The following is a 13784-nucleotide window of genomic DNA, read 5'->3' as shown; positions in this document are numbered from 1 at the left end:
GACGTCCATCCGGTAGAACGCGGCATGCCGTGGCCGGCCGACCTCCTGGCCGCGTGCGCCGTCACCGGCCGGCGGCCGTGCCTCTGCCTCCCGGACATCCCACGGACGCAGGGGCCACAGGACCCTGCACATCCGGCTCCGGGCGGCTGTGCGGAGGCGCGCACCACCACACAGGGTCCTCCACGGCGACGCCGTGGGCGGACTTCTCGAGCGGCCTGGGCACGCGGCGACTCCCGGGCATGCGGGAGCGCCGGGTTGTCGTCCGTGTCCGCGTCGAGCGACTGGCCTGTCGTGTGAGGGGCCGTGGAAGCCACGGAATCTTATGGGCCTCCACGGTCTCGTCACAGCAACTTCTCTTGCGGAGCCGAGGGTGGCGTTCGCTGTCAGACTGCTCGGAAGCTCAACCGCGGTGCCTGGGACTGCCAGGTGTGGAAGTCGTTGGCCGGCTCCGAAAGGACAGTGCCCGTGCAGTCGGCGTTGCTGTACATGTCGAGCCGTTTGTCAGTCAGGTTGAACACTCCGTAGGCGGGGAAAGGAAGCGTGACGCAGCCCGACCCAGGGTTGGTGTGCCACGAGGTTCTCCCCTCCCAAGGGGTCTCGTAGAAGCACGCGGATCCGTTCACGCAGACCGGTTCACCCGGCTGCCGTGTGCCGGGGCCGTCGGCCGACGCGGGGCCGGCGAGAAGTGTCATCGAGAGTGCCGACGCCGAGACGCCGATCGTGAGGATGGATTTGATGCGAAGAGCCATGAGTACCTCCGTGAAGTCCAAGTGGTGAGGCGCTTTTGTGGGGAACGGTGGGGATGAGGGGGAGGGGCACTTCTGCGCCCGCTGTCGGCAGGTCGCAGTGAGCGGTTCCGGGTCGAGGAAGCGCGGGAGCCTCACGCCGCGTTTCGCGGCGGCCGATTTCGAAGGGCCCGTGCGGATCGTTCTTCGCGGTGGCGCCGTCGGTGGCGGCGCGCGGCCCAGGATCGGGAAGGTGCGCGGCGGGACGGCGCAGGTCGTAGTGCGATGTCGTACGGCCAAGACGCTGGTGTTCCGGTCGAAGTGTGCGAATCCGGCCGGTCTACTCGGTGTCCGCCGGGAACTCGACGGGGTGCCGCGCGCCGAAGTCGGCGGAGACGGAGACGGCCTGCCAGCCTTCGGCCTCGGCGATCTGGTGCCGTGAGTGGTCGAGGGCCATCCGGGCCGCGTTCGCGCCCAGGGGCAGGTGGGTGGGGAGGTGGTCGCGCTTGACCACGCGTACCAGGATGTCGGCGGCGCGGTCCGGGTCGCCGGCGGTGCGGCTGCCGCGAGCCCGGTCGTGGAAGGCGCCGACGGTCGCCTGGTACTCCGGGGGGACGTCCTGGACGTCCATGGAGGCTCCGGCCCAGTCGGTGGCGAAGCCGCTGGGTTCGACGACCAGGTATCGGATGCCGAACGGCGCGGTCTCGGCGGCGAGTACGCGGGTGAGGCCGTCGACGGCGAACTTGGCCGCCTGGTAGGACCCCAGGCCGGCGCTGCCGCCCACCCGGCCGCCGATGGAGGAGAACTGGACGACGATGCCGCCGCCCTGGGCCTTCAGCAGTGGGAGTGCTGCCTTGGAGACGTTGTACACGCCCCAGAAGTTCGTCTCGAACTGGCGGCGGAAGTCGTCCTCCGGAGCCGTCTCGACCGGGGCGACGTTCGCGTAGCCGGCGTTGTTGACGACCACGTCGATGCGGCCGAAGCGGTCACGGGCGGCGTGGAGCGCGGCCGTGGCCGCGGCGGCGTCGGTCACGTCGAGCGCGACCGGGAGGACCTTGTCGCCGAACCGCTCGACCAGATCGGCGAGTTGTTCCGGCTTACGGGCAGTGGCGGCGACCTGGTCGCCCGCTTCCAGGGCGGCGACCGCGAGGGAGCGGCCTAAGCCGCGGGAGGAACCGGTGATGAACCACGTCTGGGTCTGGGTTGCCATGCGGATAGCAAAACATGGTTGCGTTAATAGCGCAACCTCGTTGCGTTAGAATGTCCGCATGGTCAGCCGCAGTCAGCCCACAAGAGCCCGGAGCCCCGAGGCCAAGCGCGCCCGCGAAGCCGCGATCCTCGACGCGGCGGCCCGCCTGGCCACGGTGAACGGCATCCGAGCGGTGACCTTGACCGACATCGCGGCAGGGGTCGGCATGCACAAGTCGGCGATGCTCCGCTACTTCGAGACCCGGGAAGAGATCTTCCTCCGCCTGGCCGCCGCCGGGTGGGTGGAGTGGTCGCAGGAGGTACGTGAGCAGCTCGCCGCCACCTTGCCCGGCGCGGGCGGCGAGGGCGGCGACGGCGGCGAGGACTCCGCGCGTGCCGCGAACAGCGCGGACCAGGAGTCCCGCCTGCGCGCGGCCGCCGGTCTGCTGGCCGAGTCGCTGGTCGCACGCCCCCTGTTCTGCGACCTGCTCGCTCACACGCCGATGACTCTGGAGCACAACGTCTCGCTGGAAAGCGTCCGGTCCTTCAAGCTGATCGCCATCGCCGAGGTCGAGGCCGTGGGCGAGGCGCTGCGCCGGGTGATCGGGCTGAGCCCGGCGCAGGCCGGCGACGTCGTCGCCACGGCCGCGGCGATGGCAGGAGCCCTGTGGCAGATGGCCGCCCCGGGAACCGCACTGCGCCGCCTTTACGAGTCGGACCCGGATCTCGCCCACGCCGTCGTCGACGTCGCCCCCCGGCTGACCGGCATCCTGAGCGCACTGCTTCGGGGCTACCGCGCCGGCAGTGCCGGCAACGCGGCCGAGTAGGGCGAGCGGCGGGCAAGGACCGGTTGAGTCGGGCCGCGGCGGTGCGCGACCGCCGGACTCCGTGCGTCATCTGTCCCGTGCGGAGGCCCTTTTGCTCGGCGGGTCGGCGCGAGTCGGGCAGGGCCGGGCAGGATGACGTGCGGGCGCGACCTTCACGATCGGGCGAGGGGAATCACGTGATCATGGACGGTCGCGCCCATGGCCGTTCACCCGATCCCCTGTCCAAGATCCGGGCACGCATCAGGCCCGGCGTCGGCACAGGCGCGGCTTCCCCCAGGTGAGACGGACGGACGGCTGAATTCCGACCGCAACGGGATCTAGGGAAATGCGGGTACCACCAGTAATACGGTTGTCCTTGACTTCCGAAAGAGTCGAGGTGGTGACCATGCGCGACAAGAGCCCGCTGCGAGCCGAGACTTGGCCGATGTCCCGGACCTGCCCGTTCTCCCCGCCACCGGAGTATGCCGGCCTGCGCGAGCACCCCGGCCTGCCCAGGCTGACAGGCCCGAGCGGACGCACCGTGTTCGTCGCCGCGCGCCATGAAGACGTCCGCGCTGTGCTCGGCGACGCCCGGTTCGGCTCCGACCGCTCGCACCCGGATTTCCCGTGGACGCGCGTCGGCGAGACCGTGTTCCCCGGCTTCAGGCCCTCGCTGATCGAGATGGACCCACCCGAGCACGGCCCCGCCCGTCGTGCGGTCGCCGGTGAGTTCACCATCCGCCGCATACGAGAAATGTGCCCCAAGGTCCAGCGCGTCGTCGACGGTCCGCTCGACGATGTGCTGGCCGCCGCCGGGCCTGACCCCGGCGGCGGTGGAGGAACTGCTGAGGTTCTTCTCCATCGCCCAGCTGTCCCTGATTCGCCGCGCCACGGCGGACGTCGAGATCGGCGGCACTCTGATACGGGCGGGTGAGGGCGTGGCCGCCCTGTCCGCCGCCGCCGACCGCGACCCCGAAGCCTTCGCCGACCCGGACACGTTCGATGTCACCAGGGACAAGCGCGGGCACCTGGCTTTCGGCTCGGGACCGCACCAGTGCCTCGGCAGGAATCTGGCACGGCTGGAGCTGCGCATCGTCCTCGGCACTCTGTTCCGGCGCGTCCCCACTCTCCGCCTGGCCACGCCACGCGACGAACTGCGCTTCGTCAACGGCTCCGCGTTCTCGGTATCGGCGCTCCCGGTCGCTTGGTGACGGAGACAAAAACCGCCGGCCGTCAGTCATGCGTTTACCGAGTTGAGGGAGAGACAGTTCATTTTGTTGTGCGGCGGAATGTCTGTCTCGCATCCGACGGGTAGCAGCATTCAGCGGGACCTGCTACGTGCCGCGGTAGTGGTGGAAATTCTTGGCAACAGGCCGAAGGGTCTAGTGAAAGTCCCAGATTTTGGTCGCCTGGAAGTGTTGTGTGGAATGGGCCTGGGTGCTGACCATATTGACGCACCTCGATTTATCGGCGTTTGGTTAGATGGTCGCGAGTTCGGTTAATGATCTTGTGCCCATGGTAGCCGACAAAGTCCAAACTTCTCTGGGAGGGCACCGGATGCCGGGCGAACCGATCGCGATTGTGGGAATGGCGTGCCGATACCCGGGCGGAATAACCGCCCCGGCAGGGCTCTGGCAGGTGGCCAGGGACGGGATCGACGCGATCGGCGAGTTACCGGACGACCGGGGCTGGGACCTGGCGGCCCTCTACGATCCCGACCCGGACCGGCCCGGTACCTCCTACGTCCGGCACGGCGGCTTCCTCTACGACGCCGGCCATTTCGACGCCGAGTTCTTCGGGCTCTCCGCCCGCGAGGCGTTGACCACCGATCCGCAGCAGCGCCTCCTGCTCACGACGGCGTGGGAGGCCCTGGAGCACGCGGCCATCGATCCCACCTCGCTGCGGGGCAGCCGCACGGCCGTGTTCGCCGGCTCGATGATGCACGACTACGCGCCCCGGGTGCACACCGTCCCGGACGGGCTGGAGGGGTACCTGATCACCGGGAACACCTCCAGCGTGGTGTCCGGCCGAGTGGCCTACGTGCTCGGCCTCACCGGGCCCGCGGTCACGGTGGACACCGGCTGCTCCTCTTCGTTGGTGACCACTCATCTCGCGGTGCAGTCGCTGCGTCTCGGCGAGTGCGACCTGGCCCTGTCCGGCGGGGTGACGGTGATGGCGACCCCGGAGATGTTCGTGGAGTTCTCGCGGCTGCGCGGCCTCGCCCCGGACGGCCGGTGCAAGCCGTTCTCCGCGACGGCGGACGGTACGGCCTGGTCCGAGGGCGTCGGAATGCTGGTGCTGGAACGGCTCTCCGACGCCCTGCGCCACGGGCACACCGTGCACGCGCTGGTGCGCGGCACCGCGGTCAACTCGGACGGGGCCTCCAACGGGCTCTCCGCGCCCAGCGGGCCGGCTCAGGAACGGGTGCTGCGGGCGGCGCTGGCCGACGCCGGACTGTCCGAGGCGGACGTCGACGCGGTGGAGGCGCACGGCACGGGCACCATGCTCGGCGACCCGATCGAGGCACGGGCGCTGCTGGCGGTGCACGGCTCGCAGCGGGCGCGCTCGCTGCTGGTGGGGTCGGTCAAGTCGAACATCGGGCACACGCAGGCCGCTGCCGGGGCGGCGGGCATCCTCAAGATGGTGCACGCCATGCGCGACGGCGTGCTGCCGCGCATCCTGCACCTGACCGAGCCCAGCCCGCACGTGGACTGGGAGTCCGGCAGGGTCACCCCGCTCGCGGAGGACACGCCGTGGCCGGAGACCGGACTCCCGCGCCGGGCCGGGGTGTCCTCGTTCGGCATCAGCGGCACCAACGCCCATGTGATCCTGGAACAGGCGCCGGAACCCGCGCCCGCCGCGCCACCGCGACCGGCGTCCGCGGTGCCGCTGCTGCTGTCCGCACGGTCGGCGGAGGCACTGCGGGAGCAGGCCGGCCGGCTGGCCGAGCGGCTCCGCCCGGACCGGGTCGGCCTGCTGGACGCGGGATTCACGCTGGCGACCGGCCGGGGCCGGTTCGAGCACCGGGCCGCCGTCGTCGGCCGGGACCGGGAATCGTTGGTGCACGGACTGGACGCGCTCGCCGAGGGCGGCTCGGCACCGGGCACGGTCGTCGGGTCACCCTGCCGGGACACCGGTCCGGTGCTGTTGTTCCCCGGCCAGGGCACGCAGTGGACCGGGATGGCCACGGAACTGCTGGAGTCCAGCCCGGTCTTCGCCGGGCACATGGCGGCCTGTCAGGACGCGATGGCGCCGTACGTGGAATGGAACCTGGGCGACGTGCTCACCGACGCGGACGCGCTGCTCCGGGTGGACGTGGTGCAGCCCGCGCTGTGGGCGGTCATGGTGTCGCTGGCCGGACTCTGGCGGGCGCACGGAGTGCGACCGGCCGCGGTGGTGGGCCACTCCCAGGGCGAGATCGCGGCCGCGACCGTGGCCGGCGCGCTGTCCCTGGACGACGGGGCGCGGATCGTCACGCTGCGCAGCCGGGCATTGCGGGCGCTCTCCGGTACGGGCCGGATGCTGTCGGTGGGGCTGCCGAGAGCGGCGGTCGAGGAGTCGATGGCCCGCTGGGGCGAGGAGCTCTCGGTGGCCGCGGTCAACGGGCCGCGCTCGACGGTGGTCTCGGGCACCGTCGAGGCGGTCGAACAGTTCGCCGCCGCACTGGTCGCCGAGGACATACGGGCGAGCCTGTTGCCGGTGGACTACGCCTCGCATTCGGCGCAGGTCGAACTGCTGCGTGCGGAGCTGCGCGACCTGCTGGCGCCGGTGACTCCGAAGGCGGCCGAGGTTCCCTTCCACTCGACCGTGACCGGCGGTCCGGTGGACACCACCGGCCTGGACGCGGACTACTGGTACCGCAACCTGCGCGCCACGGTCGAGTTCGAGGCGACGGTGCGCGGGCTGGTCGCCGTCGGGCACACCACGTTCCTGGAGTCGAGCCCGCATCCGGTGCTCGCCGGCGGCGTGCGGCAGATCCTCGGTGACTACGAGGAGGACCACGACGAGGGCGGCGTGGTGCTGGAGACCCTGAAACGGGACGACGGTGGTGCCGACCGCTTCCTGCTGGCGGTGGCCGAGGCAGCCGTGCACGGGCTGGACGTGCACTGGAACGGGCTGTTCGACGACGCCCGGGGTGTGGAGCTGCCGACCTACCCGTTCCGTCAGGAGCGGTACTGGATGCTGCCCACCGCCGCCTCCGGGCCCGTCACCGGGCATCCGATGCTGGACTCGGTGGTCCAGCTCGCCGGCGGTGGCCTGGTCGCCACCTGCCGGCTCTCTCTCACCCGGCACCCCTGGCTGGCCGAGCACGGGGTGCGCGGCACCGTGCTGCTGCCCGGGGCCGCGTTCGCCGAACTGGCGCTGCACGCGGGTGAGCGGGCGGGGCTGCCGGTGCTGGACGAGCTGGTGCTGGAGAGCCCGCTGGTGCTGCCCGAGCGGGGCGAGACCGAGTTGCAGATCGCGATCGGCGAGACGGACCCGGGCGCGCTGGCGATGTACGCCCGGTCCGCGCCGGACGCGCCGTGGACCCGTTGCGCGACCGGGACGCTCCGGGCCGCGGGGTCCGGCGGCGAGACCCTGACGGAGTGGCCGCCGGCCGGTGCCGAGGAGATCGACCTCGACGGCGCGTACGCACAGCTCGACGAGCGAGGTTACGAGTACGGGCCGGCCTTCCAGGGGTTGCGGCGGGCCTGGCGGCTCGGTGCGGAGCGTTGGGCCGAGGTCGAGCTGCCGGTCGATCCCGGGCGGTTCGGCCTGCACCCGGCCCTGCTCGACGCCGCGTTGCACCCGCTGCTGCTGGACGCGGGGGACGCGCCGGTGAGGTTGCCGTTCTCCTGGAGCGGGGTCGCACTCCACGCGGTCGGGGCCACGGCATTGCGGGTGCGGCTGACTCCGCGGGGCAACGACTCGTTCGCCGTGGCGCTCGCCGACGCGGCGGGGGAAGCGGTGGCCACGATCAGCGCGCTCGCGCTCCGGCCCGTGGGGCCTGTGCGGCCGGGGACGGCGGGCGTGGACCGGGCGCTGCACCGGCTGGACTGGGTGCCGGTCGCGCGGCGGCCCGCCCCGGCGATCGTGGACGGGCCGGTCGTGGACGTGGCCGGGCCCGAGGAAGCACTGGCGCGGGTCCGCGAGTTCTTGGGCACCGACGACGAGAAGGCGACCGGCGGGCCCCTGATCGTGCGGACCCGTGGTGCGGTCGCGATCGCCCCGGAGGACGACCAGGACCCCGACGCCGCGGCGGTCTGGGGCTTGGTCCGCACGGCACGCACCGAACATCCCGGCCGGTTCGTGCTGGTCGACCTGGACCGCCCTGGCGACCCCGAGGACGACGGCTCCGCCCTGGAGCTGGCGTTGGGCACCGGTGAGCCGGAGATCGCCGTCCGGGGCGGGCAGGCGTTCGCGCCGCGGCTGGCCCGGGTGACGCGGACGGGAGACCGGCCCGCCCTCGCCGGAGGCACGGTGTTGATCACCGGCGGGACCGGCGTACTCGGCCGGGAGCTGGCCCGGCACCTGGTCACCGAGCACGGGGTGCGGCACCTGGTGCTGGCGGGGCGGCGGGGCGGCGCGGCGGCCGAGTCCGGTCTCGGGGACCTGACGGGCACCGCCGAGATCACGGTCGTGGCGTGCGACGTCGCCGACCGGGCCGCCCTCGCCGAGCTGCTGGCGGCGATCCCCGCGCACCGCCCGCTGACCGCGGTGATCCACGCCGCGGGGGTGCTGGACGACGGCACGGTGCGCTCCCTCACCGCCGAGCGGCTGGACGCGGTGCTGCGGCCGAAGGTCGAGGGCGCGCGCAACCTGCACGAACTGACCGAACACCTCGACCTGGCCGCGTTCGTGCTGTTCTCCTCCGTATCCGGGGTCCTCGGCACGCCGGGGCAGGCGAATTACGCGGCCGCCAACGCGTGGCTGGACGGGCTGGCGCAGCACCGCCGCTCGCGGGGACTGCCCGCTTCGTCGATGGCGTGGGGACTTTGGGCGCAGGACACCGGCATGACCGGGCGGCTGGGCGACACCGACCGGGCCCGGCTGCGGCGGACGGGGCTCGTGCCGATGTCCCGCGAACACGGGCTCGCACTGTTCGACGCGGCGCTGGGCACCGACCTGGCGTGCACCGTGCCCGCCCGTTTCGACCTGGCCGGCGTGCGTGCGGCAGGCCCGGAGCGGGCTCCGGTGTGGGCCGGGGTGCTCGGCGTCCGGCGGAGCGCGGCCCGGTCGGCCGCCGTGGCCGCGGCGCCCGTGTTCGTCTCCGGTGGCGAGCGGTCGGTGCTCGATCTCGTGCTGGCCACGGTGGGCTCCGTGCTCGGCGTGGAGCGCCGGGTGGACCCGGCGCGGGCGTTCCGCGACATCGGCTTCGACTCGCTGTCCGGGGTGGAGCTGCGTAACCGGCTCTCCGCCGCGACCGGGGTGCGGCTCCCCGCGACCGCGGTGTTCGACCATCCCACCCCCACGGCCCTGGCCGGGTACCTGTCCGGGCAGCTCTCCGACGCGGTACCCGGCGGCCGGGCACCGGTTGCCGGGCCCGGCACGCACGACATGGACGACCCGGTGGTACTGGTCGGCGCGAGCTGCCGTCTTCCCGGCGGAGTGTCCACCATGGACGAGCTGTGGGAGTTGCTGGCCGCCGGGCGGGACGCGATCACCGAGTTCCCGGCGGATCGCGGCTGGAACCTGGAGGAGGTCTACCACCCGGAGCCGGGCCGTGGCGGGCGCAGCTACGTGCGGCACGGCGGCTTCCTGGACGGGATCGCCGAGTTCGACAACGGCTTCTTCGGCGTCGCCCCGGCCGAGGCGGTCTCGATGGACCCGCAGCAGCGCATCCTGCTGGAACTGGCCTGGCACGCGCTGGAGGACGCCGGGATCGACCCGACCGCGTTGCGGGGCACCCGCACCGGTGTCTACCTCGGGCTGATGGGCAACGACTACGCGCGCCGCGCGCACCGGACGCCCGAGGACCTCACCGGCGACGTCTCGATCGGCAACGCGGGCAGCGTCGCGTCGGGGCGGCTGGCCTACACGTTCGGTTTCCACGGCCCGGCGATCACGGTGGACACGGCGTGTTCCTCCGCGCTGGTGGCGATGCACCAGGCCGCGCAGGCGCTGCGGGCCGGTGAGTGCACGGTCGCGCTGGCGGGTGGCATCACGGTGCTCACCACGCCGACGCTGTTCGTGGAGTTCTCCCAGGTGGGGGTGCTCGCCGCGGACGGCCGGTGCCGACCGTTCGACGCGGCCGCGGGGGGCACCGCGTGGAGCGAGGGCGCCGGCCTGCTGGTGATGGAGCGGCTTTCGACCGCGCGCGAACGGGGCCACCGGGTGCTCGCCGTGCTGCGCGGCTCGGCACTCAACTCCGACGGCGCGTCCAACGGGCTGACCGCGCCGAACGGATCGGCCCAGCAGCGGGTGATCCGGGACGCGCTGGCCGTCGCGGGCCTGGCGCCCGGCGAGGTGGACGCGGTGGAGGCGCACGGCACCGGAACCCCGCTCGGCGACCCGATCGAGGCCACCGCGCTGCTGGCGACCTACGGGCAGGACCGGGAGCGGCCCGTGCTGGTCGGGTCCGCGAAGTCCAACCTCGGGCACACCCAGGCCGCGGCGGGCCTGGCGGGTGTGCTCAAGATGGTGCTGGCCATGCGGCACGGCCGGTTGCCCGAGACCCTGCACCTGAATGCCCCGAGCCCGCACGTGAACTGGGACGACGGCGCGGTGCGGTTGCTGGACGAGCCGATGGACTGGCCGCGCGTGGACCGTCCGCGCCGGGCGGCGGTGTCCTCGTTCAGCCTCAGCGGCACCAACGCGCACGTGATCCTGGAGGAACCCGAGCCGGAGCCCGAACCGGAGCCGGTGACCGCCGCGGCTCCGCCGCTGATCCCGTGGGTGCTCTCCGCGGCCGCCCCGGAGGCGCTGCCCGCGCAGGCCGAGGCCCTGCTCCGCCGGCTGGCCGACGAGGACGGGAACGACTCACTGTCCGCGCTGGACGTGGCGTACTCGCTGGCCACCACGCGGGCCCGGCTGCGTGCCCGCACAGTCGTGCTCGGCGCGGACACCGGCGAGCTGACCGCCGCGCTGCGGGCCGGGACCGGCAGTACCGGAGTGGCGGCCGACGGCGCGACCGCGTTCCTGTTCCCCGGCCAGGGCGTGCAGTACGCGGACATGGCCACGTCGCTCCGGGACCGGGTACCGGCGTTCGCGGCGGCCTTCCAGGAGATCGCCGCCGAGCTGAACCCGCTGCTGGACCGGCCGCTCGCCGAGATCCTCCGGGACGGACCCGGTGAACGCACCGACCATGCGCAGGCCGCGGTGTTCGCGGTTCAGGTGGCGGTGTTCCGGCTGCTCACCACGGTGGGGGTGCGGCCGGACGCGGTGGCCGGGCACTCGGTCGGCGAAATCGCCGCGGCGCACGCCGCGGGCGTGTTCTCGCTGGCCGACGCTTGCGCACTGGTGGCCGCGCGCGGGCGGCTGATGCGCGAACTCGGTGGCGAGGGCGCGATGGTGGCGGTCCAGGTACCGGAAGCCGACGTGCCGGAACTGCTGCGCGGCCGCGAGGACCGGGTGGCGCTGGCCGCGGTGAACGGGCCCGCCTCGGTGGTGCTCGCCGGGGACGAGGACGCGGTGCGGGAGATCTCGCGGCGGGTGGCCCACGCGCACCGCCTGGCGGTGCGGCACGCGTTTCACTCCCACCACATGGACCCGGTTCTGGACCCCCTCCGGGAGGTGCTGGCCGGACTGGACTTCCGGACACCGGTGATTCCTGTCGTGTCCTCGGTGACCGGCGCACGGGTCACCGAAGAGCTTCGTGACCCGGAGTACTGGGTCCGGCATACGCGGGAACCGGTGCGCTTCCACGACTGCCTGCGCACGCTGGACGCGTCCGGCACCAGCACCTACCTGGAGCTGGGACCGGGCGCGACGCTCAGCGCGCTCGGCCAGGAGGCGCTGGGCGGGGACGGTTTCCTGCCGGTGCTACGGCAGGACGCCGACGAGGTGCACGGCCTGCTGACGGCGTTGGCGGCCGCGTACACCCGGGGGGTCGACGTGGACTGGGCGGCCTGGTGCGCGGGCGGGCGGACGGTGCCACTGCCCGGCTACGCGTTCACCCGGCAGCGGTTCTGGCTGCCCGACGACGACGGGGCCCCCGCCGACCCTCTGCTGCACGGTGTCGAGTGGCCGCCGCTGCCCGTCCCCGGCCCGGTCGCCGACGCGCCGGGGCCGTGGCTGGTGGTGGCCCCGCCGGGCACGGACTGGGACCGGCTCACCGAGGACGTCGCGGGCGTGCTGGGCGAAGGGACCCGCACCGTGCGCGGCGACGCCGTGGACGGCGAGCACTGGGACCGGCTGCTGCCCGACCTGCCGGGCGGCGGCATCGTGTCCCTCCTGGCGATGGCCGAGGGCCCGGACACGCCGCGGGTGCCGACCGGCCTGGCCGCCACCCTGGCGCTGCTGCGGGCGCTGCTGTCCAGAGGCGCGGACACGCCCCTGTGGTCGATCACCAGCGGCGCCGTACGGGCCGGCACGGCGGACACCGTGCCGCATCCGGAGCAGGCCGCCGTGTGCGGGCTGGTCCGGGTCGCGGGCATGGAAGCGCCCCGGCTGCACGGCGGCCTGGTGGACCTGCCGCCGCGACCGGCCGTGGAGGACCTGGCCGCGCTGCCCGCCGCGCTGGCCGCCAGGGACGAGATCGCGATCCGGGGCGGGCGGCTGTACGCCCGGCGACTGGTCCCGGTGCCCCGCACCGAACCCGCCACGACGGAGCCCCTCGGCACCGTGCTGATCACCGGGGGGCTGGGCGGCATCGGCGCGCACGTCGCCCGCCGGCTGGCGGCCCGGGGCGCGGACCGCCTGCTGCTGGCCGGCCGCCGGGGCGTGGACACCCCTGGCGCGACGGAACTGCGCGCCGAACTCACCGCGCTGGGAACCGAGGTCGAAATCGCCGGCTGCGACGTGGCGGACCGCGAGGCGCTGGCCGGGCTGCTCGCCGGGCGGTCGCTCACCGGTGTGGTGCACGCCGCCGGGGTGCTCGACGACGGGGTGCTGGAGGCGCTGTCCGAGGACCGGCTGGCGCGTGTCTTCGCGGCGAAGGCGGACGGCGCGCGGTTCCTGCACGAGCTGACCGCCGGCCATCCGCTGCGCTTCTTCGTGCTGTGCTCCTCGCTGGCCGGCACCGCGGGCTCGCCGGGGCAGGGCAACTACGCCGCGGCCAACGCCGTCGTGGAGGCGCTGGCGGCCCATCGGCAGGCCGGCGGCCTGCCCGCGACGAGCCTGGCCTGGGGCCCCTGGCTGGACACCGGGATGACCACGTCCTGGCCCGTCGGCCCGCGGTCGGACAGCGGCGCCACGCCGATGCCCGCCGACCGGGCGCTGGACGCGCTGGAGCGGGCACTGTCCGGCGGTGCGGCGCAGTACGTGGCCGGTGCCGTGGACTGGCCGCGGTTCGCCGCCGCACGGCCGGGGCGCCTGTGCTCCGGACTGCCGGGTGTGGGCGCGGACACCGGGCCCGAACCCGCGAGCGCGCTGCGGGAACGGCTGGCGGCCACCGCGCCGGAGCGGCGGTCGTCGGTCCTGCTGGAGCTGGTCACCGCCCGGATCGCCGTCGTTTCGGGCCGGCCGGCCGGAGACCTGGACGCGCACCGGCCGTTCCGGGAGCTGGGCCTGGACTCGCTGGCCGGGGTCCGGCTGCGCAACCTGCTCGGCGCGGACACCGGAGTGCCGCTGGCGGCCTCCGCGGTCTACGACCACCCCACCGCCGCCGCGCTGGCCCGGTACCTCGGCGACGCGCTCGGTGTCGACGAGGGCGACCCGGCCGAGCGGGTCGTGCTGGACCGCCTGAGGGAGCTGGAGGCGGCCCTGCTCCGGCGGCCTCCGTCCGCGCCCCTCCCCGAGGTGATCACTACGACACTGCGGCGCCTGCTGCGCGGCCAGGAGGACGGCACCGCCGACGAGCGGGCCGCGGTGCCCGACCTGAGCGGCGCCACGGACGACGAGATGTTCACGCTGATCGACGGAGTGCTCGACGACGCGATATCGGACACCGGTCGCACCGCCGGCCGTGCCACGGAGAGGAGCTAGC

At 73.6% G+C, this 13784-nt stretch carries 5 protein-coding genes; 3 read left to right on the top strand and 2 right to left on the bottom strand.

The window, feature by feature from the left end:
- Window positions 1-383: 383 nt before the first annotated feature.
- Together SMD11_RS00875 and SMD11_RS00870 are read right to left on the bottom strand one after the other, a co-directional pair.
- On the bottom strand, window positions 384-749 hold the full coding sequence (locus SMD11_RS00875) for a hypothetical protein (RefSeq protein ID WP_087924560.1): 366 nt from the start codon (window positions 747-749) through the stop codon (window positions 384-386).
- Window positions 750-1065: 316 nt separating this feature from the next.
- The gene (locus SMD11_RS00870; RefSeq protein ID WP_087924559.1) at window positions 1066-1935 is read right to left on the bottom strand and encodes an SDR family NAD(P)-dependent oxidoreductase; all 870 of its coding nucleotides are present in this window, start codon (window positions 1933-1935) and stop codon (window positions 1066-1068) included.
- Window positions 1936-1993: 58 nt separating this feature from the next.
- Here SMD11_RS00870 and SMD11_RS00865 point away from each other — a divergent pair, with 58 nt between their 5' ends.
- The 3 genes from SMD11_RS00865 to SMD11_RS35220 all read left to right on the top strand — a co-directional run bounded on the left by SMD11_RS00865 (window position 1994) and on the right by SMD11_RS35220 (window position 13783).
- Window positions 1994-2740, top strand: coding sequence for a TetR/AcrR family transcriptional regulator (locus SMD11_RS00865; RefSeq protein ID WP_087924558.1), 747 nt, complete (start codon window positions 1994-1996; stop codon window positions 2738-2740).
- 776 nt (window positions 2741-3516) lie between these two features.
- On the top strand, window positions 3517-3930 hold the full coding sequence (locus tag SMD11_RS36110) for a cytochrome P450 (protein ID WP_234365828.1): 414 nt from the start codon (window positions 3517-3519) through the stop codon (window positions 3928-3930).
- Between the two features lie 298 nt (window positions 3931-4228).
- Window positions 4229-13783, top strand: a complete 9555-nt coding sequence (locus SMD11_RS35220) for an SDR family NAD(P)-dependent oxidoreductase (protein ID WP_418952398.1) — start codon at window positions 4229-4231, stop codon at window positions 13781-13783.
- The last annotated feature ends 1 nt before the right edge of the window (window position 13784 follow it).

It is taken from the genome of Streptomyces albireticuli (genome assembly GCF_002192455.1).
GTDB lineage: Bacteria > Actinomycetota > Actinomycetes > Streptomycetales > Streptomycetaceae > Streptomyces > Streptomyces albireticuli_B.
The sequence above is the reverse complement of the archived record's forward strand: the minus strand, read 5'-3'. Positions and strand labels throughout refer to the sequence as shown.

Excerpts from the sequence above, each read along its gene's own strand:
- SMD11_RS00875 (WP_087924560.1), bottom strand. The coding sequence starts at position 749 with ATGGCTCTTCGCATCAAATCCATCCTCACGATCGGCGTCTCGGCGTCG.
- SMD11_RS00870 (WP_087924559.1), bottom strand. The coding sequence starts at position 1,935 with ATGGCAACCCAGACCCAGACGTGGTTCATCACCGGTTCCTCCCGCGGC.
- SMD11_RS00865 (WP_087924558.1), top strand. The coding sequence starts at position 1,994 with ATGGTCAGCCGCAGTCAGCCCACAAGAGCCCGGAGCCCCGAGGCCAAG.
- SMD11_RS36110 (WP_234365828.1), top strand. The coding sequence starts at position 3,517 with ATGTGCTGGCCGCCGCCGGGCCTGACCCCGGCGGCGGTGGAGGAACTG.